Annotated in this window: 19 protein-coding genes; 11 read left to right on the plus strand and 8 right to left on the minus strand. The window is 46.7% G+C overall.

Annotation, left to right across the window (positions count from 1 at the left end; all coding sequences use genetic code 11):
• Position 1 precedes the first annotated feature (1 nt).
• The 7 genes from AB8599_RS05175 to ubiG form a co-directional block, all read right to left on the minus strand.
• The gene (locus AB8599_RS05175) at positions 2 to 478 is read right to left on the minus strand and encodes a TRAP transporter small permease (RefSeq protein WP_407332708.1); all 477 of its coding nucleotides are present in this window, start codon (positions 476 to 478) and stop codon (positions 2 to 4) included.
• Between the two features lie 72 nt (positions 479 to 550).
• Positions 551 to 1,564, minus strand: coding sequence for a C4-dicarboxylate TRAP transporter substrate-binding protein (locus AB8599_RS05180; RefSeq protein ID WP_407332709.1), 1,014 nt, complete (start codon positions 1,562 to 1,564; stop codon positions 551 to 553).
• Positions 1,565 to 2,087: 523 nt separating this feature from the next.
• Complete coding sequence (locus AB8599_RS05185) at positions 2,088 to 2,378, minus strand: 2Fe-2S iron-sulfur cluster-binding protein (protein ID WP_407332710.1); 291 nt, start codon at positions 2,376 to 2,378, stop codon at positions 2,088 to 2,090.
• Entirely contained in the window at positions 2,375 to 3,508 is a 1,134-nt protein-coding gene (nrdB, locus tag AB8599_RS05190; RefSeq protein ID WP_407332711.1) for a class Ia ribonucleoside-diphosphate reductase subunit beta, read from the minus strand. Before nrdB ends, AB8599_RS05185 begins: the two co-directional genes overlap by 4 nt.
• Before the next feature lie 66 nt (positions 3,509 to 3,574).
• Positions 3,575 to 5,854: a class 1a ribonucleoside-diphosphate reductase subunit alpha gene (nrdA, locus tag AB8599_RS05195; RefSeq protein ID WP_407332712.1), complete on the minus strand. Its 2,280-nt coding sequence runs from the start codon at positions 5,852 to 5,854 to the stop codon at positions 3,575 to 3,577.
• A gap of 401 nt (positions 5,855 to 6,255) precedes the next feature.
• On the minus strand, positions 6,256 to 6,912 hold the full coding sequence (locus AB8599_RS05200; protein WP_407332713.1) for an HAD family hydrolase: 657 nt from the start codon (positions 6,910 to 6,912) through the stop codon (positions 6,256 to 6,258).
• A 73-nt stretch (positions 6,913 to 6,985) separates the two neighbouring features.
• Positions 6,986 to 7,699, minus strand: coding sequence for a bifunctional 2-polyprenyl-6-hydroxyphenol methylase/3-demethylubiquinol 3-O-methyltransferase UbiG (gene ubiG / locus AB8599_RS05205; protein ID WP_407332714.1), 714 nt, complete (start codon positions 7,697 to 7,699; stop codon positions 6,986 to 6,988).
• 671 nt (positions 7,700 to 8,370) lie between these two features.
• Between ubiG and gyrA the strand changes: the two genes are divergently transcribed.
• A complete protein-coding gene (gyrA, locus tag AB8599_RS05210) occupies positions 8,371 to 11,064 on the plus strand; it encodes a DNA topoisomerase (ATP-hydrolyzing) subunit A (protein WP_407332715.1) in 2,694 nt (897 codons plus the stop codon).
• A gap of 250 nt (positions 11,065 to 11,314) precedes the next feature.
• Positions 11,315 to 12,397, plus strand: coding sequence for a 3-phosphoserine/phosphohydroxythreonine transaminase (gene serC, locus AB8599_RS05215; protein WP_407332716.1), 1,083 nt, complete (start codon positions 11,315 to 11,317; stop codon positions 12,395 to 12,397).
• A gap of 72 nt (positions 12,398 to 12,469) precedes the next feature.
• Here serC and AB8599_RS05220 read toward each other — a convergent pair whose 3' ends face one another.
• Positions 12,470 to 13,237 (minus strand): MBL fold metallo-hydrolase, encoded by a 768-nt coding sequence (locus tag AB8599_RS05220; RefSeq protein ID WP_407333182.1) that lies wholly within the window; start codon positions 13,235 to 13,237, stop codon positions 12,470 to 12,472.
• A gap of 299 nt (positions 13,238 to 13,536) precedes the next feature.
• Here AB8599_RS05220 and AB8599_RS05225 point away from each other — a divergent pair, with 299 nt between their 5' ends.
• The 9 genes from AB8599_RS05225 (at position 13,537) to pyrF (ending at position 22,976) form a co-directional block, all read left to right on the plus strand.
• Entirely contained in the window at positions 13,537 to 14,940 is a 1,404-nt protein-coding gene (locus tag AB8599_RS05225) for a uracil-xanthine permease family protein (protein WP_407332717.1), read from the plus strand.
• 202 nt (positions 14,941 to 15,142) lie between these two features.
• Entirely contained in the window at positions 15,143 to 16,207 is a 1,065-nt protein-coding gene (locus AB8599_RS05230) for an ion channel (RefSeq protein WP_407332718.1), read from the plus strand.
• Between the two features lie 114 nt (positions 16,208 to 16,321).
• Positions 16,322 to 17,605, plus strand: coding sequence for a 3-phosphoshikimate 1-carboxyvinyltransferase (aroA, locus tag AB8599_RS05235; RefSeq protein ID WP_407332719.1), 1,284 nt, complete (start codon positions 16,322 to 16,324; stop codon positions 17,603 to 17,605).
• 168 nt (positions 17,606 to 17,773) lie between these two features.
• On the plus strand, positions 17,774 to 18,460 hold the full coding sequence (gene cmk, locus AB8599_RS05240; protein ID WP_407332720.1) for a (d)CMP kinase: 687 nt from the start codon (positions 17,774 to 17,776) through the stop codon (positions 18,458 to 18,460).
• A 102-nt stretch (positions 18,461 to 18,562) separates the two neighbouring features.
• Positions 18,563 to 20,233, plus strand: a complete 1,671-nt coding sequence (gene rpsA, locus AB8599_RS05245; protein WP_407332721.1) for a 30S ribosomal protein S1 — start codon at positions 18,563 to 18,565, stop codon at positions 20,231 to 20,233.
• A 75-nt stretch (positions 20,234 to 20,308) separates the two neighbouring features.
• A complete protein-coding gene (gene ihfB, locus AB8599_RS05250) occupies positions 20,309 to 20,587 on the plus strand; it encodes an integration host factor subunit beta (protein WP_407332722.1) in 279 nt (92 codons plus the stop codon).
• A 226-nt stretch (positions 20,588 to 20,813) separates the two neighbouring features.
• Positions 20,814 to 21,098: a LapA family protein gene (locus tag AB8599_RS05255; RefSeq protein ID WP_407332723.1), complete on the plus strand. Its 285-nt coding sequence runs from the start codon at positions 20,814 to 20,816 to the stop codon at positions 21,096 to 21,098.
• 6 nt (positions 21,099 to 21,104) lie between these two features.
• Positions 21,105 to 22,274 carry a lipopolysaccharide assembly protein LapB gene (lapB, locus tag AB8599_RS05260; protein WP_407332724.1) on the plus strand — a complete coding sequence of 390 codons (1,170 nt, stop codon included), beginning with the start codon at positions 21,105 to 21,107 and terminating at the stop codon, positions 22,272 to 22,274.
• A gap of 6 nt (positions 22,275 to 22,280) precedes the next feature.
• A complete protein-coding gene (pyrF, locus tag AB8599_RS05265; protein ID WP_407332725.1) occupies positions 22,281 to 22,976 on the plus strand; it encodes an orotidine-5'-phosphate decarboxylase in 696 nt (231 codons plus the stop codon).
• Positions 22,977 to 23,059: the final 83 nt, after the last annotated feature.

Consider the following 23,059-nt stretch of genomic DNA (forward strand, 5'->3'; position numbering starts at 1 on the left):
CCTATTGCGCTTTGTTGAGCGCGTCATTATCTGACGGCTTCAAATCATCGATGATGAATCTGATGGTGTGAAACGCCATCAAAGAGAAGCAGACGACAAGAACGCTGTTAATTGGAAAATAAGACATGCCCATCACTGGCGTGACCTTTGTCGAAAGCATGGTGTAGCTGACGCTGAGGTAGGCCATGGTCACGTTGAGTGCCAATAGGAAAAACGAGATAAAAAGTCTGAAATATCGCTGTCCACTCTGGGGGATGAAGGTCAAAATCACATCGACTCCCATATGCAGCTTATGTTTGTAGCAAGAGCTTATGCCGAAGTAGACGGACCACGTAAAGCAGATCACTGAAAGCTCTTCACTCCAAGGCACAACAAATCCAAAGCAATAGCGAAGAACAACATTGATGATAACCACCACAACTGTGATGGAAATGGCGATTGAGGCCAAGATTTCTTCGAAGTTAGCGAGAAACCGCATGGTGACTCCAAGACAGTAAGGCTGAAAAGATCTAGCCCCAGCCTAAGATGTGCTGGGGCGGAGGTTAGAGGCTTACTTAGCAGCACGGATTTTTTCCAATTCTGCGTTGATGGTGCCGTGAACACCTTCGCTCCATGCAGGGAATTGGTTATAGACATCAGCGGTTAGCTTGTTGAACGCAGCCGTATCCACGTCGTTAAACGTCACACCCTGTTCTTTAAGCTTTTGCTCATACTCGGCGTCAAGCTTCACCAATTGTTCGGTGTTTGATACTGCCCCAGCATTGATTTCTTCCATCACGATTTTTTGTTGCTCTGCGGTCAGCTTGTCCCAAACGCTTGGTGAGATGTAAAGACCGACAGTACCGAGGAAGTGGCCCGTTTTAGACATGTTCTTGGCCACTTCATAAATCTTGGTCGAGTACATGGTCAGGATCGAGCCTTCCAAACCGTCAACCACGCCTTGCTGAACGCCTGCGTAGGTTTCTGGGAACGGCAATGCGGCTGGAGATGCGCCCATTGAAGATAGGGTGTTAATGAAAAGCTGGCTGCCTGGAACGCGAATGCGCATGCCTGCCATATCTTCAGGGCTTTTGATTTCTTTGTTGGTGATCATGTGGCGGAAACCAAAGATGTAATCCGCGCTTAGCACTTTAATGCCTTTCTTCTCGACTTCTTCAGTTAACTTCGCAACGTAGTCGGTGTCCATCATCGCAAGGTATTCATCGTAAGAGGTATAAAGCATTGGCCCTGCTAGTGCTGCGAAATCAGGGACGTAATCACCGAGGTAGCTCAAGTCTTCAACAGCAATCCAGTTTGCGCCGTTAACGACTTGCTCAAGGTTATCTTTGTATACAGGGAGTTGACCGCCTGGGAAAACTTTGATGTTTACGCCGCCATCAGTGCGTTCTTTGATCTTATCAGCAACTTTAATCAACTCTTGAGTGAGGAGTTCATTTTGGGTGAAAACGAGACTCATGTTGATCTTCACTGGGTCGTTATCACTGGCGAGCGCTGCAGTCGACGCCATACCAAACCCAAACAAGGTTGTGGCAGAAAGTACGGTTCCGAGTAATAGCTTTTTCATTTCAATCCTTCCCTTCTTTATTGGTGAAAGTCCACTTTCTCTCATTGATTTTATATGCAACCGCGATGTTTGTTGCGAAAATGTAATGAACCATGGTGAAAGATATAGTAATTGGAGCGGCTTTCACATGAACATCTGTGTGTTCATTCGAACGCTGTGATCGTCGTAGCAAAGCCAGATGGAAAGCGCTTTCTCTAGCGGGGGTTCTTTGTTTATAAGGGGTTGGTGAGGCTATTTCAGTTGTCTCAGTTTGTTTTCAAATGAACATTTTTGAAACGGGCACTGTGGTTATTTGCACCAACATGTTGCATCGGTAGTACCTGAAAATGTATGTTCAGGCATTTTTAAGTCAGTCGTATGAAGAGATGTGTGTGGAGAGCGTATTTTACGAGAGAGTATAACGAAGAACGGATTGTCGTTGATGGTGTGGGGCAATTTCGCTTTTACTTGAACTTGATTCGCTTTTACTTGAACTTGAATAGTATATTTGTGTAGTTAATGAAGTGATGCCGCGAAAGCGAGTTTAGAGATTCGCGGCTTTTTTAGCGACCAACGAAACGTGGTAATCAAATTCTAGATCCACGCTTTCGAGCGGCGTTGAGCGGCAAGTTAGGATCTCACCTGCAGCAAGGTATGCCATGGCATCTTCTTGAACAACCTCACCTTTGTCCAACTTGCAACGACATGCGCCACAAACCCCATTTCGACATTGAAATTCAGGTTGTAAACCGGCCTGCTCGATTTGCTCAAGTAGTGGCTGGTGGGTATTTCCCACCAGCGTTTGGCCATTCACTGTAATAGTGATTTGACTCATAGTTCAAAGTCACCCAAATCGTCCATATCGACATCATTGTCGATTTGGCCAACCAGATAAGAGCTGATTTCAGCTTCTTGCGGGGCAACTTGCACGTTGTCAGAAGAAAGCCATGCATTAATCCAAGGGATTGGATTTTGCGATGCACCAGGGTAAGCGCTTTTAAGGCCGACTGCTGCCATGCGAAGATTGGTGATGTACTCGACGTACTGACAAAGAATGTCTTTGTTCAAGCCAATCATCGAACCGTCTTTGAATAGGTATTCTGCCCATTCTTTTTCTTGCTCGGCGGCTTCTTTGAATAGATCGAAGCACTCTTGCTCACATTCTTTTGCGATCTCCGCCATTTCAGGGTCATCATCACCGCTGCGAAGAATGTTCAGCATGTGTTGAGTACTGGTCAAATGCAAAGACTCATCACGCGCGATCAGCTTTATGATTTTGGCATTACCTTCCATCAGTTCACGCTCTGCGAATGCAAATGAACAGGCGAAACTGACGTAGAAGCGAATGGCTTCAAGTGCGTTAACGGACATCAAGCATACGTACAGTTTTTTCTTCAGCTCACGCAGTGACACCACTACTTTCTCGCCGTTGACTGTGTGTTCGCCTTCACCCAAACGATGGTAGTCGCTGGTGGCTTGAATCAAATCATCGTAATACTTTGCGATGTCATTCGCGCGTTTAATGATTTGCTCGTTGGCAACGATGTCATCAAATACTACAGATGGGTTGTTAACAATGTTACGAATGATGTGAGTGTAAGAGCGTGAATGAATGGTCTCAGAGAAAGACCAAGTTTCAATCCACGTTTCGAGCTCAGGAAGCGAAACCAAAGGCAGCAAGGCCACATTAGGGCTGCGACCTTGGATTGAATCCAGCAAGGTTTGATATTTCAAGTTACTGATGAAAATGTGCTTTTCGTGATCAGGCAACTTGTTGTAGTCGATGCGATCGCCCGAGACATCAACTTCCTCTGGGCGCCAGAAGAAGGAAAGCTGCTTCTCAATCAGTCTTTCGAAAATTTCATACTTCTGTTGATCGTAGCGGGCTACGTTAACAGGCTGACCAAAGAACATCGGTTCTTTGAGTGCATTATTGTTGTTTTTTGAAAAAGTGCTGTAAGCCATTGCTTTCAATATACCGTGTTGAATGGAACTTCAAAGAGGGAGCATCAGCTCCCTCTCGTTTGGGTATTAGATTTTACAAGCGCCGCCTGCACAATCATCGTCTTGTGCGGCTAAATCTTGTTGCGCATCATCCGCACCGTCTCGGGTGTTGTGATAATACAGGGTTTTCACGCCCAATTTGTACGCTGAAAGTAGATCTTTCAACAGCAGCTTCATCGGTGTTTTACCGCCAGCTTGTTTGCTTGGGTCGTAGTTGGTGTTGGCTGAAATCGCTTGGTCAACAAACTTCTGCATGATACCAACCAATTGCAAATAACCGTCGTTGGATTCGATGTTCCAAAGCAGCTCATAGTTATCTTTGTACTTGTCAAACTCAGGCACGACTTGCTTCAAGATGCCATCTTTCGATGCTTTGATAGAAACAAAACCGCGTGGTGGTTCAATACCATTGGTCGCATTTGAAATCTGTGAAGAGGTTTCTGACGGCATTAATGCTGACAGTGTTGAGTTGCGAAGGCCATGCTCAACGATTTCACTGCGCAAGGTTTCCCAATCGTAGTGAAGTGGTTCTTCACACACTTTGTCCAAATCGCGCTTGTAGGTGTCAATAGGCAGCACACCTTGCGAATAGGTGGTTTCATTAAACGATGGGCAAGCGCCTTTTTCTTTTGCTAGACCGACAGAGGCTTTCAGCAGGTAGTACTGAATCGCTTCAAAGGTGCGGTGCGTTAAGCCGTTCGCGCTGCCGTCAGAGTAACGCACGCCATTTTTCGCCAGATAGTATGCAAAGTTAATCACACCTACACCGAGTGTACGGCGGTTCATGGTGGCTTTACGCGCTGCAGGCAATGGATAGTCTTGGTAATCCAGCAGAGAATCCAGAGCGCGGATAGTCAAATCTGCAAGCTCTTCGAGCTCGTCTAATTGCTTAATCGCACCAAGGTTAAAGGCAGAAAGCGTACAAAGTGCGATTTCACCGTTGTCGTCTTCTACATTTGTCAGTGGTTTGGTTGGTAGTGCAATTTCCAAACAGAGGTTTGACTGACGAATCGGTGCCACTTTCGGGTCGAACGGGCTGTGCGTATTACAGTGGTCAACGTTCTGGATGTAGATACGACCTGTTGATGCGCGCTCTTGCATCATTAGGGAGAACAGTTCAACCGCTTTGACGGTTTCACGTTTAATGGATGCATCTTGTTCGTATTGAACGTATAGACGCTCGAATGCTTCTTGATCCGCAAAGAATGCATCGTATAGACCTGGCACGTCTGATGGCGAGAACAACGAAATGTTTTCACCTTTGATCAGGCGGGTGTACATCAGCTTGTTGATTTGTACGCCGTAATCCATGTGACGAACACGGTTTTCTTCTACGCCACGGTTATTCTTCAGAACCAGCAGGTTTTCAACTTCACGGTGCCACATTGGGTAAAATAATGTGGCTGCACCACCGCGCACCCCGCCTTGTGAACAACATTTAACCGCTGTTTGGAAATACTTGTAAAACGGGATACAACCCGTGTGGAACGCTTCACCACCACGAATTGGGCTGCCGAGCGCACGAATACGACCAGCATTAATGCCGATACCTGCTCGCTGGCTAACATAACGCACGATCGCACTGGCCGTGGCGTTGATAGAGTCTAGGCTGTCATCACACTCAATCAGAACGCATGAGCTGAACTGACGGGTTGGTGTGCGAACGCCTGACATGATCGGTGTTGGCAGTGAGATTTTGAACAGCGATACCGCGTCGTAGAAACGACGGATGTAATCCAATCGCGTTTCTTTCGGGTAATTGGCGAAAAGGCATGCCGCGACCATGATGTACAAAAACTGTGCGCTTTCGTAGATTTCACCAGTAACACGGTTTTGTACCAAATATTTACCTTCCAACTGCTTAACTGCAGCGTAGGAGAAGTTCATATCACGCCAGTGGTCGATGTAACCGTCAAGTACGTTCAGTTCTTCTTCTGTGTAGTCTTCGAGGATATGGTTGTCATACTTACCCATGTCGACCATTTTGCGGATATGTTCAACCAGTTTCGGAGGCTCAAACTGCCCGTAGGCCTTTTTGCGCAGGTGGAAGATGGCAAGGCGAGCTGCAAGATACTGGTAGTCAGGTGTTTGCTCAGAGATCAGATCCGCTGCTGCTTTAATGATGGTCTCATGGATGTCTTCAGTTTTTATACCGTCGTAAAATTGGATGTGAGAACGGAGTTCGACTTGTGATACAGAGACATTGTCTAGACCTTTAGCTGCCCACTCTATGACGCGGTGGATTTTATCTAGATCAATATTTTCCTTTGCGCCACTGCGCTTTTGGACGGTAATTTGTTGGTTCATTTATCTCGTTCCCGGTATTTCCTTGCCTGAAGACGTATTTTTGCAAGATTTCACAAATTGCAAGGTAGATTTGTGATCAATATTAAACTAATGGCGTACGCGCTCAAACACTATATGTAGGGGGTACGCCTGACTTGAGTAACAAGATAGTGGTGGGAGGAGGATATTGCAAGTTAGCGAAATAGGAGGGTCTGTGGATATCTTGGGGATGAAGATATCTATGTTAGTGCTCACTAACTGTTTTGTCCTATAAGTTGCAATGGCATAGAGAAATGCAACGATTTTTAAGGTGGGGGAAAGCAAATAAAAAAAATATAATTCTTGCCTAGCAGTACAAACAGTGTTTCATCTTAACCACCTGAAAAGTGGCTATTTTATGTTCTTACTGCTTGTGACAAGGATCAGAATAATGACAGAACATCTACAGCTTTGTTAAAAATAAGATCTGCATCCCACTCGACCGGGTTTTGCTCTGCGCCAATGTAACCCCAAGCCGCCACCGCTGAATACATACCTGCCGCTTTAGCGGCCACAATGTCGTTTTCAATATCACCCACATATAAACACTGTGATGGCAGTACAGAAATTAAGCCTGCGGCGTAGATCAGTGGGTCAGGATGTGGTTTCGCTCGGCTGAGCGTGTCGGCACACACGAGTGCTTGTGTTTGTTCGAGTTCGGGAAAGTAGGGGAGTAACATTGAAGTAAGAAAGCCTGGCTTATTCGTGACGATGCCCCATGGGATATTGCGTGCTGACAGTTGCGCAACCAGATCAATCACACCCTCGTAAAGCTTGGTGTCAGTGCAAATACTTTTCTCATAGTGGTCAAGAAACGACAGCAGGAGAGTGTCAATCTCTCTACCCTCTAGAGAGTCTCCAAACCCTGCACGTAATAGGCCGCGGGCCCCGTGACTGGTGTTAGCTTGAATTTGTGCGTCATTTAAAGGAGGAAGACCGTAGTCACACAGGACACAGTTAGCGGCATTTGCCATATCGGGCGCGGTATCAAGTAGAGTGCCATCCAAATCAAATAATACGGCTTTGATCGTTCCTTTCATCGATTCATCCTTTAATCGCTGATCGCTACTTACAAATTAGGGAAGTCAATTCCCGAACAAAAAAAACGCCCGGTTATTCCGGGCTATGAGTATGAACGATGTAATTGACGTCTACATTACGCGGTGAGAGCCAGTATTTGTCTGTCAACGGATTGTAGTGCAGGCCCGTCATATGCTGCTCATTCAGCGGGGTAGCATCAATCATGTTCAGCAGTTCTGAGGGTTTAATGAATTTGTTGTGGTCGTGAGTTCCCTTCGGCACGATTCTCATTAGGTGTTCTGCACCGACGATGGCAAATAACCATGATTTGGTATTCCGATTTAGCGTCGAGAAAAACACATGGCCGCCCGGCTTCACCATTTTCGCGCATGCTGCAATTACGGAAGCCGGATCAGGAACATGCTCAAGCATCTCCATGCAGGTGACAATGTCATAGTGACCTGCATTCGTCTCTGCATGTTCTTCAGCCGTTGACTGAATATAAGATAACGTTGTGCCTGTTTCTAAGGCATGTAAGCGCGCCACAGTCAGGGGCTCTTTACCCATATCTAGGCCAGTTACGTCAGCACCTTCACGCGCCATGCTTTCTGCTAGAATGCCACCACCACAACCGACATCTAGTATTTTCTTACCAAAGATGCCACCACTGCGCTCAATCACGTAATTAAGACGAAGAGGGTTGATTTGGTGAAGCGGTTTAAATTCACCGTCTAGATCCCACCAACGGGAAGCCATGTCTTCAAATTTTTTGATTTCGGCCGGGTCGACATTGAGCTGAGTCGTCATTGCGCAGTTATCCCTAAATTTTTTTTGCATTATAACCGCATTATAGAGATTAAAAACATCAACTAAGAAACGCAGATAAAGAAACTCGGAGAAGGTGCGAGATTGAAGAAAGGAGATAGAAAACCGGAGGCGGTCACCCCCGGAGATAATGTTGAAAGATCGCTAATTTCTCGGTAAGAAAGTTATGCTGCGTTGGTGACAGCAACAGCTGCCAATAAAGCCAACAAAGTGTATTTACCGATAATTATTGCCATACCCACCGCATTGATTGCTTGATGTAACATAGCGTCTCCTTGCTAACACTCAATTGTGTTAGCACCTATCTTTCCTTACTCACTGAAGGGATATTGAGAGGCACTTCCCACTCTTATTTTCTTTCTTTTATTACATAATAAATCGTGACCTGACGAATGTTGATCGCGTCCAATCCCAAATTAGCCTCATAACAGAAAAAAATACGCCTACGCTTCTGTGAGCGATTCTCATAAATTTTTCTAGCTCTACCTTGTTAGCGAGCGTTTTTTCGCCCTGTCGTGCGTTAGAGCGCCAGATTAAGAGTATTTCGTGATTTATCTCGGGTTTAGGCTGTGACTCTTGGTCTGTTTTTATGGTATTCTCACCGTCTTGCACGTAGTCATTTTTGACATACTTACCTGAGGGATATTGGCTCCATGAGCGATCTTGCTAAAGAGATCACGCCCGTCAACATTGAAGATGAACTGAAAAGTTCTTACCTCGACTATGCGATGTCCGTTATCGTTGGTCGTGCGCTTCCTGACGTGCGTGATGGTCTGAAGCCAGTACACCGTCGCGTTCTTTTCGCGATGAATGTACTAGGCAACGACTGGAACAAAGCATATAAAAAATCTGCCCGTGTTGTTGGCGATGTGATCGGTAAATACCACCCACACGGTGACAGCGCTGTTTATGACACTATCGTCCGTATGGCACAGCCTTTCTCGCTGCGTTACATGCTGGTTGATGGACAAGGCAACTTCGGTTCTATTGACGGCGATTCAGCGGCGGCAATGCGTTATACCGAAGTTCGCATGTCAAAAATTGCCCACGAACTGCTGGCTGATCTGGATAAAGACACTGTCGATTACGTTCCAAACTACGACGGTACAGAACAAATTCCAGAAGTGATGCCAACGCGTGTTCCAAACTTGCTGGTAAACGGCTCGTCTGGTATCGCAGTAGGTATGGCGACCAATATTCCTCCGCATAACCTGACAGAAGTGGTTAACGGTTGTTTGGCATATATTGAGAATGAAGACATCAGCATTGAAGAGCTGATGACGCACATTCCGGGTCCCGACTTCCCAACGGCAGCAATGATCAATGGCCGTAAAGGCATTGAAGATGCGTACCGTACCGGTCGCGGCAAGATTTACCTGCGCTCTCGCGCCGAAATCGAAGTCGAGAAGAACGGTAAAGAAACCATCATTGTTTCTGAAATCCCTTATCAAGTGAACAAAGCACGTTTGATCGAGAAGATCGCCGAGCTGGTTAAAGATAAGAAGATTGAAGGCATCAGTGCGCTACGCGATGAGTCTGATAAAGACGGCATGCGTATCGTGATTGAATGTAAACGTGATGCAGTCGGTGAGGTCATCCTCAACAACCTTTACTCACAAACGCAATTGCAAACCTCTTTTGGTATCAACATGGTTGCGCTGGACAATAACCAGCCACGCCTGTTTGGCCTGAAAGATATGCTGAAGTGTTTCGTGAACCACCGCCGTGAAGTGGTGACACGTCGTACTATTTACGAACTGCGCAAAGCGCGTGATCGTGCACATATCTTGGAAGGTTTGGCGATTGCTCTTGCGAACATCGATGAAATCATCGAAATGATTCGTAACGCACAAACACCGGCTATCGCCCGTGAACAACTGCAACTACGCGGTTGGGAGCTAGGCACTGTAGCAGTAATGCTTGAAGCGGCTGGCGTTGATGCGGCACGTCCTGAATGGCTTGAAGAAGAGTTTGGTGTTCGTGATGGAAAATACTTCCTGACTGAACAACAAGCACAAGCGATTTTGGATCTGCGTCTGCACAAGTTGACCGGTCTTGAGCATGAAAAGATCCTGGATGAATACAAAGAGCTGCTGACACTCATCGGCGAGCTAATGTTCATCCTGTCTAACCCTGATCGTTTGATGGAAGTCATCCGTGAAGAGCTTGAAGCAATTCGTGATGGATACGGTGACGAGCGTCGTACTGAAATCACTGCAGCAAGCCACGACATTGATATCGAAGATCTGATCAATCAAGAAGACGTTGTGGTGACTCTTTCCCATGAAGGCTATGTGAAGTATCAGGTTCTGTCTGATTACGAAGCGCAGCGTCGTGGTGGTAAAGGTAAGTCAGCAACGCGTATGAAAGAAGAAGACTACATTGAGCGTCTTCTGGTCGCGAATACCCATGACACCATTTTGTGCTTCTCTAGCCGTGGTCGCATGTACTGGCTGAAAGTCTATCAATTACCGCTCGCATCACGTACTGCACGTGGTAAGCCAATTGTTAACCTTCTGCCTCTTGAACCGAATGAACGCATTACTGCGATTCTGCCTGTTAAAGAATACTCAGAAGACAAGTTCGTCTTCATGGCAACCGGCGACGGTACTGTGAAGAAAACACCGTTGACTGATTTCAGCCGTCCACGTAGCGCAGGTATCATTGCTGTGAACCTTCGTGAAGGTGACTCGCTCATCGGTGTTGATATCACTGATGGTACGCGTGATATCATGCTGTTCTCTTCGTATGGCAAGGTTGTTCGTTTCTACGAAAGCCCTGTTTATGATGAAGAAGGCAACGCGAAAGGTGGTGTTCGTGGTATGGGCCGTACAGCGGCCGGTGTTCGCGGCATTAAGCTGGCGGAAGGCGATAAAGTGGTTTCACTTATCGTGCCGAAGAACGAAGGCGACGTGCTAACTGTCACTGAAAATGGTTACGGTAAGCGTACTGAGCTTGGCCAATACCCAGCGAAGAGCCGTGCAACACAAGGTGTTGTTTCTATCAAGGTTTCTGAGCGTAACGGTTGTGTGGTTGGTGCCGTACAGGTCACCGAAGGCGATGAGTTCATGATGATCACCAATGCAGGTACGCTGGTTCGTACTCGTGTTGCTGAAGTCAGCCAAGTGGGCCGAAACACCCAAGGCGTCACGCTTATCCGCACCAGTGAAGGTGAGAAAGTGGTTGGTCTACAACGCATCGATGAGCCAGAAGAAGAATTGATTCTGGATGAAAACGGTGAAGTGGTTGAGCAAGCACCTGTTGAAGCCTCAGAAGAAACTTCTGAAGAAGCGTCAGCAGAAGCACCAACAGACAAACCTGAAGACGAAGGCACTGACGAGGAATAATCCTTCCTTTCATGTCCCGTTATAGAAAAACGCAGCTTAGGCTGCGTTTTTTTTATCTCCTTTATAAAGTTCAAGGAAAGTTGCGCATATTTCCCGTTCCAATCGCTTAGAAAAGGTGATAAAACAAAACGAATACGATTTCTTTGTGGCTTTCTTTCGTGCCTGATACAGGGCGCAGTCGGCGGAAGGATCATCCGGCTCACGCAGAAAGTCATTATTTAGCGATTAAACGCAGGAGCATTGATAAATCATGGAAAAGGTACACAACTTCTCAGCGGGCCCAGCAATGTTGCCACAAGCCGTTCTTAAAAAAGTTCAGGCTGAATTAATCGATTGGAATGGCACGGGCTCCTCGGTGATGGAAATTTCCCACCGCGGCAAACCGTTTCTCGCGGTTGTCGATGAGGCTGAGAAAAACCTTCGTGAATTGCTGTCCATTCCTGACAACTACCATGTCCTTTACTGTCAAGGTGGTGCACGCGCTCAGTTTGCTGCAGTACCGATGAACTTGTTGGGTAATCACACGATTGCAGATTACGTTGATGGTGGTTATTGGGCAGCGAGTGCAGTTAAAGAAGCGAAAAAATACTGTACCCCGCATATCGTGAATGTGCTGACAGAAATTGATGGCAAACGTGCGGTTATGCCAGCTAAAGACTGGAAACTGAGCAATGACGCGGCGTTTGTGCATTTTTGCCCCAATGAAACGATCGACGGCATTGAAATTCGAGATCTTCCAGAGACCGATAAGCCTATCGTAGCTGACATGTCTTCGACCATTTTGTCGCGTCCAATCGATGTGTCTAAATACGGCGTAATTTATGCTGGTGCGCAGAAGAACATTGGCCCTGCTGGGATAACCTTAGTGATTGTTCGTGATGATTTGTTGGGTCGCGCAAAAGAATTTTTGCCAAATGTACTTAACTACAAAACGCTGGCTGAAAAAGACTCCATGTTCAATACACCGCCAACGTTTGGTTGGTATCTGGCGGGTGAAGTCTATAAATGGCTGAAAGAGCAGGGCGGTCTTGAGGTGATGCAGGCGAAAAACGAAGAGAAAGCGGCGTTGCTTTACGACTGCATTGATTCGTCTGACTTCTACGTGAACCAAATCCACCCAGATAATCGCTCATTGATGAATGTGCCATTCCAACTGGTTAACCCTGAATTGGATGAAGCATTTCTTGCCGAGTCTGATGCGCGTGGCTTGAAAGCGTTGAAGGGACACCGTGATGTTGGTGGCATGCGAGCATCTATTTACAATGCAATGTCATTGGAAGGTGTTCAAGCCTTGGTTGCTTTCATGAAAGAGTTTGAAGCGAAAAACGTCTAATTCTCTGTTTTTATTGTGATGCCTGCGATGAATTCAACAGACCGCCCAATGTGGCGGTTTTTTTTCGCCTTTTTATTGAGTGGTTTCGGCTGGGCTCAACAGAGCACGTTTGAGTTTTGCTTTTACTGATCGCCAATGAGTCACGGGCAGCGCAGGGGCTTTTTCGGCCAAATAGCGTTGGCTTTCTGGTGTCAATGTCACCTCACCACCATGGGCCAGGTAAATCCCACTTGGATTAAGGGCGAAAATTTTGGCTAATGATTGGCGATATTGATTTGGGAAAAACACCGGGAAGGGGGGGATGTAACGGCCTTTTACTGTCACCATCAGATCAGCGACATACACTTTGTTGCTCGGAAGGTGAAGCAATGAAAGGTCTCTGTCTGTGTGTCCTGGTGTGTGCAGGACTTGCCAATCTGTAAATACAGGCAGAATTTCACCATCAGCGACGTAATGGTCGGCAGTTAACTTTCGGGAGTATCGAACCCGTTTCGCGGGTTTTCCTTTGCGTTTTGCCATCCACTTAGCCAATAGCATGTCACTCCAGAACATCAAAATGCCGTCGAGTCCTTGATACCACTGTCCTTTAGTGAGACTTGCAACGATTCTGGCACCGGTGATCTCGCGAAGGCGATGTGCGCCGCCGGCGTGGTCAGGATGCATGTGTGTCACGACAATGATTTTGAGATCACTCAGTGGGCGGCGAAGAGTCTGTGTAATAAAACGTGCGACCACACCAATATCTGCGCGGCTACAACCATCCAGCAGCAACAACTTATCTTCATATTCAGCAAGATAAATAGATTGAATATAGCCATCCAACTGATGGAGGGTTTTCATCACGATCACTTGGCTCTCCTTTCTCATCCGACCACTCTGAGTATACCGACTGTTTTTGGTTAATGTTTGTTTTGTTTCTAGTTTGTTAAATGCGCTTATTCTGTAGGCATACACGCCATTCGCCATACGCAAACGATTGCTTTTCTCTTTTCCCTCTATAAAATGGCGCGCAAATCACCCCACAATCGTCACTTAACTATCTGACAGCACTGAGTAACAGCAATCACAGGGCATATTGTTAGGTAACTTTTTCGCCCATTCAGCGCGACGAAGTAAGTACATTTACAGCAGGTAATGAAATGAGTCTTTCTCCAAACTCGGATAATGTTCGTCCTTCAGAGCTGATTTATCGTCTTGATGATCGTCCACCTCTTCCACAGACCCTTTTTGCCGCAGTGCAGCACTTACTTGCCATGTTTGTTGCGGTCGTCACTCCGTCATTGATCATTTGTCAGGCATTGGGTTTGCCTGCCTCGGACACCAACACCATTGTCAGCATGTCTTTATTCGCGTCTGGTTTGGCGTCGCTTATTCAAATTCGTACGATTGGCCCGCTAGGTTCGGGGTTGTTGTCTATTCAGGGAACCAGTTTTAACTTCTTGGGGCCCATTATCGGTGCGGGTCTTGCGATGAAAGCGGGCGGTGCAGACACTGAAACCATGATGGCAGCCATCTTTGGCACCATCATGATTGCGTCATTAACGGAAGTCTTCCTGTCGCGCGTCATCGAGCATGCTCAGCGGGTGATCACGCCACTGGTGTCAGGAATCGTTGTGACGCTTATCGGCCTGACATTGATTCAAGTTGGTCTAACATCCATGGGCGGTGGTTATGCAGCGATTGAGAATGGCACGTTTGGGGAGTTGAGGAATCTATTGCTTGCGGGCTCAGTGTTAGCAGTCATCGTCTTGCTTAATCGCATCAACAATCCTTATTTGCGTATGTCCTCGATTGTGATCGCCATGACGGTAGGAACATTAATCGCGTTTGCGCTGGGTATGATCAACACCGCGCCAACACAAGATATCGCTTGGGTTGCTATCCCTCAGCCGATGCAATATGGCCTGTCATTCGATTTCACCTTGCTTGTTCCCTTGGTGATCGTGTTTTTGGTGACGTCACTAGAAGCCATTGGGGATATCACTGCCACGTCTGAAACGTCAGAGCAGCCAGTGTCTGGTCCGATCTACATGAAGCGCATCAAAGGTGGCGTGCTAGCTGATGGCGTTAACTCTGCGTTGGCGGCGGTGTTGAATAGTTTTCCAAATTCAACGTTTAGCCAAAACAACGGCATCATTCAACTTACTGGTGTGGCAAGTCGCTACATCGGTTACTTCGTCGCGGGTATGTTGGTAATTCTTGGCTTGCTTCCGGGCGTTGCAACGCTTGTTCAATTGATCCCAGAGCCTGTTCTGGGCGGTGCCACGATTGTGATGTTTGGTACGATTGCCGCGTCAGGCATTCGCATCATTTCTCGTTGTGATTTGAATCGTCGAGCCATTCTTATCATGGCGTTGTCTTTCTCCATGGGATTAGGAATTGCACAAAAACCAGAAATCCTTCAATTCATGCCAGATTGGATTCGTAATATCCTTTCTTCGGGAATGGCGGCGGGTGGTTTGACAGCCATCATTCTTAATCTTGTCTTGCCAATCGAAGACAAGGAAGAAGAGAAAAAACAAGCGTTGCAGGAAGTGAGGTAAAACATATCCGAATAAAAGAAAGGGTAGTGACCGCGAGATATCGGTGGCTACCTTTTCTGCTTTTCCCTCTATGCTCACTCCTGACATCTGCTTCTATCTGCCGTCTTCTTTCGCTGTTGCGCCATGATGCTAGTGCGATGAAATTTACCCGCTTCTCACTTTTTCGTTTCAGTCTCTATACTGAGAAATTGGAGGTGCCGTTATGTCAAATCGCTCTGATTCTGCGCGCATTAAAGATGCAGATACTGTTTCCGAATTATCCTCTTCAACCGTTGACGACAACAATCATCATGCAACTTGCCGATATCGTGATCCAGATGGCGAGAAACACAGCTGTCACGAGCCAGCAGAAGAGTCAGGTTTTTGCTTTTGGCATGATGAGAATTTGTCGAAAGAAGTGTCAGGCGTTAAAGAAAAGCTCGAAGCGTATGCCAAAAGTGGCGGGCAACTGAGAGGGATAATTGTTAAACGGGCAGACCTTCAAGATATAAATCTCGTAAGGCACGGCCCTGGTGGAGGCTATGATCTTAGTCACGCTAATTTCTATCGCTCAAACATGACCTGTGCCCACCTGTTTAATGCCAAGTTTGATCACGGTAGTTTGATGAAGGCAGACTTGCATGATGCCAACATTCATTGTGCCAGCTTTATCAATTGCAACTTGCTTGGCGTGAAGCTGACAGACACAAAAATTGACAACATTAAAGTGGGCCATACCCTTCAACAAGAAGCGGAAGGGCGGCGCGCAGAAAAGCGCAATGACATGGAAACAGCGCTGGACCTATACGAACAATCAGAGGAAATTTACCGCGATTTGCGTAAGGCGTCAGAGGCTCACGGTATATTCACCATGGCAGGCTATTTCTTGCAAAAAGAGCTCACCATGCGGCGCTACCAAATGCCGTATTTTTCTACCCAACGCGCTATGTCGAAAACGGTGGATCTGTTTTGTGGCTATGGGGAAAGCCCTATTCGGGTTGTTTTCTTTTCACTCGCACTCATTTTGATCAGTGCCATGCTGTATTTTGTAACGGGTATTCAGTTTTCAGGTGAACCCGTCGGGTATTCAGCTGAACAAGGGCTTAGCGGTAATCTGCAGGCGTTTGCAGAGTGCCTCTATTACAGTGTGGTGACTTTTACGACACTCGGTTATGGCGACTATATCCCTATTGGAATGTCGCGATTAGTGGCTGCAACAGAAGCATTCACTGGTAGTTTTACTATTGCCCTATTTGTTGTTGTATTTGTGAAGAAAATGACGCGTTAAATGCTTAAAGACAAAAATAGAACAAAGACTATCTGAATGCAGTAGGGGCTAGCCGAAGCGCTGCTTTTTCGTTACTCTCGGGTTACGAAAAATTAAGGATCCCAAGTAGTTCAGATGGAGCAATTGACGTTACAACCTATTTCTAAAATTAACGGTGAAGTGAACCTTCCTGGTTCAAAAAGTGTGTCAAACCGCGCTTTGCTGTTAGCCGCGCTTGCAAAAGGCACAACACGCTTAACTAATTTGCTCGATAGCGATGATATTCGCCACATGCTCAACGCATTGGCAAAGCTGGGTGTCACCTATCGTTTGTCTGATGATAAAACAGTCTGCGAAGTTGAAGGTCTCGGTGGTGCGTTTCAAACATCTGAACCGATTGAGTTGTTTCTTGGCAACGCAGGCACGGCAATGCGTCCGTTGGCCGCCGCACTGTGTTTAGGCAAAGGCGAGTACGTGCTTACTGGCGAGCCTCGTATGAAAGAGCGCCCAATCGGCCATTTAGTGGATGCGCTTCGTGATGTCGGTGCTGATGTTACCTACCTTGAAAATCAAAATTATCCGCCATTAAAAATCATTAGCGCCGATATTGCAGGTGGTTCGGTAGAAATTGATGGCACGATTTCGAGCCAGTTCTTGACGGCATTTTTGATGACAGCACCGCTGTTTAGTGGTGATACTGAAATTCGTATTAAAGGCGATTTGGTGTCTAAACCGTATATCGATATTACGCTGCACATCATGTCGCAGTTTGGTATTTCGGTTGAGCACGATAACTACCAAGTCTTCTTTGTTAAAGGAAACCAAACCTATACCGCACCGGGTGAGTTTCTTGTTGAGGGTGATGCCTCTTCTGCATCCTATTTCCTTGCCGCTGCCGCAATTAAAGGCGGTGAAGTGAAAGTGACGGGTATTGGTAGCAAAAGTATTCAAGGTGATGTGCAGTTTGCTGATGCGCTAGCAGCAATGGGGGCAGAGATTGAGTGGGGCGATGATTACGTGATTGCTCGACGTGGTGAACTGAACGCGGTTGATCTCGACTTTAACCATATTCCAGATGCTGCCATGACCATCGCGACAGCCGCACTGTTTGCCAAAGGGACAACAGCCATTCGTAACGTTTACAACTGGCGCGTGAAGGAAACTGACCGCCTTTCCGCGATGGCGACAGAGCTTCGTAAAGTGGGTGCGGAAGTGGAAGAGGGTGAAGACTACATCATCATTACTCCTCCGGAGCAGTTAAATCACGCAGCTATTGATACGTATGATGACCACCGTATGGCAATGTGTTTTTCATTGGTCGCGTTAAGCGACACGCCAGTCACAATCAACGATCCAAAGTGCACATCGAAAACGTTTCCTGACTACTTCGATAAATTGGAATCACTGGCGGAAAGATAACGTCACAGTGCAAGCATATAGATAGCAGGCCGGAAAATCTCCGGCCTGTTTTTTTTGGCCGTAATTCCCTATAATACGCCCCGATTCCTCAGCGCATCTTACCGTTCGGTGATTCAACCACCGTCTGCCTTTAATGATGTTCTGATCGTAAACGATTTGGAGAAGTGTATGTCTACCCTCGCGCCCGTAATTACTGTTGATGGTCCAAGTGGTGCCGGAAAGGGGACCCTTTGCATGCTGATAGCGGCAAAGCTGGGCTGGCATTTGCTCGACTCTGGCGCGATTTATCGTGTTCTTGCGTTGGCTGCTATTCACCACGGTGTTGACCCTGAATCTGAAGATGCACTAGTGCCTCTTGCTGCACATCTTGACGTGCAATTCAAAGCTGAAGGTGATTTGGTTAAAGTGATCCTAGAAGGCGAAGATGTTTCGAGTGAACTTCGCAAAGAGGAAACTGGCATGGCAGCCTCTAAAGTTGCAGCGCTGCCACGCGTTCGCGAGGCCTTGTTGCGCCGTCAACGCGCATTTGCCGACGCACCTGGATTGGTTGCTGATGGCCGAGACATGGGAACGGTGGTTTTTCCAAAAGCAGAAGTGAAAATTTTCCTTGATGCAAGCGCTGAAGAGCGCGCTAATCGCCGCATGAACCAGTTGCAACTAAAGGGGTTAGATGTTAACTTTGACCGCCTTTTGAACGAAATTCAGGAACGTGATGATCGAGATCGCAACCGCGCAGTCGCGCCATTACGTCCCGCGGACGATGCACTTTTGCTAGATTCCACCTCTCTCAACATTGAGCAGGTGCTTGAGCAAGCATTGTCCTATATTGAAAGTAAATTTACCGTTACTTCCTGAAGTAGCGGCAAAGCCGTTGGTCGCAAGGATGATGACCGACATTAATATCAACCCCACGAGGTAGGATACCCGTGGACGTTTAATTAATTGAAGACCAAATTAATGACTGAATCTTTTGCTTCACTCTTTGAAGAATCGCTAAAAACGATTGAAACTCGTCCAGGTGCCATCGTTAAAGGTACTGTTGTAGCTATCGCGAACGGTTACGTTCTTGTTGATGCTGGCCTGAAATCAGAGTCTTCTATCCCTGCAGAGCAATTCAAAAACGCTGCTGGCGAGCTAGAAATCGAAGTTGGTGCTGAAGTTGACGTAGCTCTAGACGCTATCGAAGATGGCTTCGGTGAGACTCAACTGTCTCGCGAAAAAGCGAAACGTCACGAAGCTTGGATCCAACTTGAGAAAGCTTACGAAGAAGCTGAAACTGTTATCGGTGTTATCAACGGTAAAGTTAAAGGCGGTTTCACTGTAGAGCTTAACGGCATCCGTGCGTTCCTACCTGGTTCACTGGTTGACGTTCGTCCAGTACGTGACACTGCTCACCTGGAAGGCAAAGAGCTGGAGTTCAAAGTTATCAAGCTAGACCAGAAGCGCAACAACGTTGTTGTTTCTCGTCGTGCTGTTATCGAATCTGAAAACAGCGTTGAGCGTGATGAACTGCTTGCTTCTCTGCAAGAAGGTATGGAAGTTAAAGGTATCGTTAAGAACCTGACTGACTACGGCGCGTTCGTAGATCTAGGCGGTGTTGACGGCCTGCTTCACATCACTGACATGGCTTGGAAACGCGTTAAACACCCATCAGAAATCGTTAACGTTGGTGACGAGATCCTGGTTAAAGTTCTTAAGTTTGACCGTGACCGCACTCGCGTATCACTAGGCCTTAAGCAGCTTGGCGAAGATCCATGGGTAGCAATCGCTAACCGTTACCCAGAAGGTCACAAACTGACTGGTCGTGTAACTAACCTGACTGATTACGGCTGCTTCGTAGAAATCGAAGAAGGCGTTGAAGGTCTAGTACACGTTTCTGAAATGGACTGGACTAACAAAAACATTCACCCATCTAAAGTTGTTAACGTGGGTGACGAAGTTGAAGTTATGGTTCTGGACATCGACGAAGAGCGTCGCCGTATCAGCCTGGGTCTGAAACAATGTAAGAACAACCCATGGCAAGTATTTGCAGAAATGCAAAACAAAGGCGATCGCGTAACTGGTAAGATCAAGTCAATCACTGACTTCGGTATCTTCATCGGTCTTGACGGCGGTATCGACGGCCTAGTTCACCTGTCTGACATTTCTTGGAATGTTGCAGGCGAAGACGCTGTTCGCGACTTCAAGAAAGGCGACGAGATCTCTGCAGTAGTTCTTCAGGTTGATGCTGAGCGTGAGCGTATCTCACTTGGCGTTAAGCAAATGGAAGAAGACCCGTTCAACAACTACCTGGCTGACATCAAGAAAGGTACTATTGTTAAGGGTAAAGTAACTGCAGTTGACGCTAAAGGCGCAACCGTTGAGTTGATCGAAGGCGTTGAAGGTTACCTACGTGCTTCTGAAGCATCACGTGACCGCGTTGAAGATGCAACTCTAGTTCTTGCTGTTGGCGACGAAGTTGAAGCGAAGTACACCGGTGTTGACCGTAAGAACCGCGTAATCAACTTGTCTGTTCGTGCGAAAGACGAAGCAGAAGAGCAAGAAGCTATGGCTACACTGAACAAAACTGATGAAGCAGCGTTCGGTAATGCAATGGCAGATGCTTTCAAAGCTGCGAAAAGCGAATAATTAATGTGAACTGAGGGGGAAAATTTCCCTCTCTACAGTTATACTGTTGAGAAACATACTAAAAGCGGGGTGTACATGACCAAGTCTGAGCTAATCGAAAGGCTATGTAGTCAACAAACCCATCTTTCTGCCAAACAGGTAGAAGATGCCATCAAGGAAATCCTTGAGCACATGGCCACTACACTTGAGTCTGGTGACAGAATCGAGATTCGTGGTTTTGGTAGTTTCTCTTTGCATTATCGCGCTCCTCGCGTTGGACGCAATCCAAAGACAGGCGATAAGGTTGAGTTGGACGGTAAATACGTTCCTCACTTTAAACCGGGCAAGGAGCTTCGTGACCGAGTTAATCTATAAGATTGATTCGCTTTCGAACAAAAAACGGCATGCGTTAAGTGTGCCGTTTTTTTTATGTCTATTACAATGGTCTGACAAGCCAAATTACTGCATAATCACAGGTATACCCAAGCCACTTTTGAACAACATATCTTTAGGTGGCTTGGGTATACTAGTCCAGCATGCAAGACTGGCGTTAAACGCCTTCGTCTTATAGGTTGTTGGAAATAATAGAGAGGGAGTGACTGTGAAGATTATTGGTATCGTTTTACTCGTCCTGTGTTTTCTAATCACACTTGCCCTTGGTGCGCAAAATCAGGAAGTGGTTCACTTCAATTATCTGGTAGCACAGGGCGAGTTCAGATTGTCTTTACTTCTGGGCGTTGTATTTGGCACTGGGTTTGCGCTCGGATGGCTGATTTGCGGTATGCTTTACCTTAAAGCGAAAATGTCTGCCGCCATGCTCAAGAAGCAAGTAAACAAACAGCGTCAGGAATTAGACAAACTGCGAATCGACCCAGTTAAGGAATAATCGTACATGCTTGAGCTGTTGTTTCTGTTGCTGCCAATCGCCGCTGGTTACGGTTGGTATATGGGCAATAGGAATGCTCGTCATCGTAAACAGGATCAGTCTCATCATCTATCGAGACAATATGTCGCGGGTTTAAACCTACTTCTGTCTGATCAGTCAGACAAAGCCGTCGACCTATTTATAGAACTGCTCCAAGTCGATAACGAGACGATTGATACCCACTTAGCACTCGGTAATCTTTTCCGCTCCCGCGGCGAAGTTGACCGAGCTATTCGCATTCACCAAAATCTCATCGCACGTCCAAACCTTACTCTTGATCAACGTAATCTCGCTCTGCAACAACTCGCCAAAGACTATATGGTGGCTGGCTTTTTTGACCGAGCCGAGAAAATTTTTCATCAGTTGATTGAAGAACCTGATTACAAACAGTTTGCCTTGCAACAGCTACTCGCTATTTATCAGCAAACCCGAGAGTGGGATAAAGCCATCGATATCGCGAGTCGTTTGGTCAAGTCTGGAAAGACAAAACTTAAGCGTGATATTTCACACTTCTACTGTGAGCTTGCAATGCAGTCGCTGGCTGAAAGTGATGAGAAAACCACAAGGCAACTGCTGCGCAAAGCGTTATCGACTGATAAAGGGTGTGTCCGCGCTTCGTTAATGCTGGCGCGCATTGATATAGAAAACAAAGATTATAAAGATGCGACAAAGGGGCTTGAGCATGTGCTTGAACAAGACCCTGATTTTGTCAGCGAAGCATTGCCTTTATTAGAGCAGTGCTACCAACACATGGACAAAGAAATGTCGTTGGTGCGCTTTCTGAAAAATTGTATTGAGAAAAACACTGGCGCATCGGCGGAACTGATGATGTCCGATATTATCAGTGACCATGAAAACCCGGCCATGGCGCAAAGTTTTTTAACACGCCAATTGACCAAGAACCCGACCATGAAGGGCTTCCATAAACTCATGGAGCTTCATGTCGAGCAAGCGGAAGAAGGGCGAGCGAAAATCAGCCTAACGACCCTCAAGCACTTGGTAGAGGAACAGTTAAAAGTGAAGCCGCATTACCGTTGTAGGAAATGCGGTTTCTCGACCCATTCTTTGTATTGGCATTGTCCATCATGCAAAGGATGGGGCTCGATAAAACCCATCAGAGGTCTAGACGGAGAATAATTGGAAATGCAGGATCCAAAAGTTATTGTTGCATTAGATTACCCAAACATTGATCAGGCGCTTGCGTTTGTTGATCGTATTGAGCCAGGTAGTTGTCACCTGAAAGTGGGTAAAGAGATGTTCACCCTTTACGGTCCTGACTATGTGCGCAAACTGCATGAGCGTGGTCATACCGTTTTTCTGGATCTGAAATTTCACGATATTCCAAATACTTGTGCACGTGCAGTGGCAGCGGCCGCTGAGCTTGGTGTATGGATGGTGAACGTTCACGCAAGCGGCGGTGAACGTATGATGGTTGCAGCGCGAGAAGCGCTAGAACCATATGGTAAAGACAAGCCATTGCTGATTGGCGTAACCGTGTTGACTAGCATGGAGCAAAGCGATCTAGCCGGTATTGGCATCAGCCGTGAGCCACAAGAACATGTTTTGTCACTGGCAACGCTCACTCGCAATAGCGGTCTCGACGGTGTTGTGTGTTCGGCACACGAATCAAGCATGTTGAAAGCAGCCCTGGGGCAAGATTTTAAACTGGTGACTCCAGGTATTCGACCTGCAGGCAGTGATGCGGGTGATCAGCGCCGTATTATGACCCCTGTGGAAGCAGTGGGTGCTGGTTCAGATTACTTGGTGATTGGTCGTCCTATCACGCAAGCCGCCAATCCTTCAGCGGTGCTGGCTGAGATCAATGCATCGTTGGCGTAATAGCCTGTAGATATAGTGTTTATCTTCACTATTCGCGCTTGGGGAGACACCCATCTAACGCATTGAAAAAAGACGTTGAATAC

Source organism: Enterovibrio litoreus, from assembly GCF_045679545.1.
In the GTDB taxonomy this organism is placed as follows: domain Bacteria; phylum Pseudomonadota; class Gammaproteobacteria; order Enterobacterales; family Vibrionaceae; genus Enterovibrio.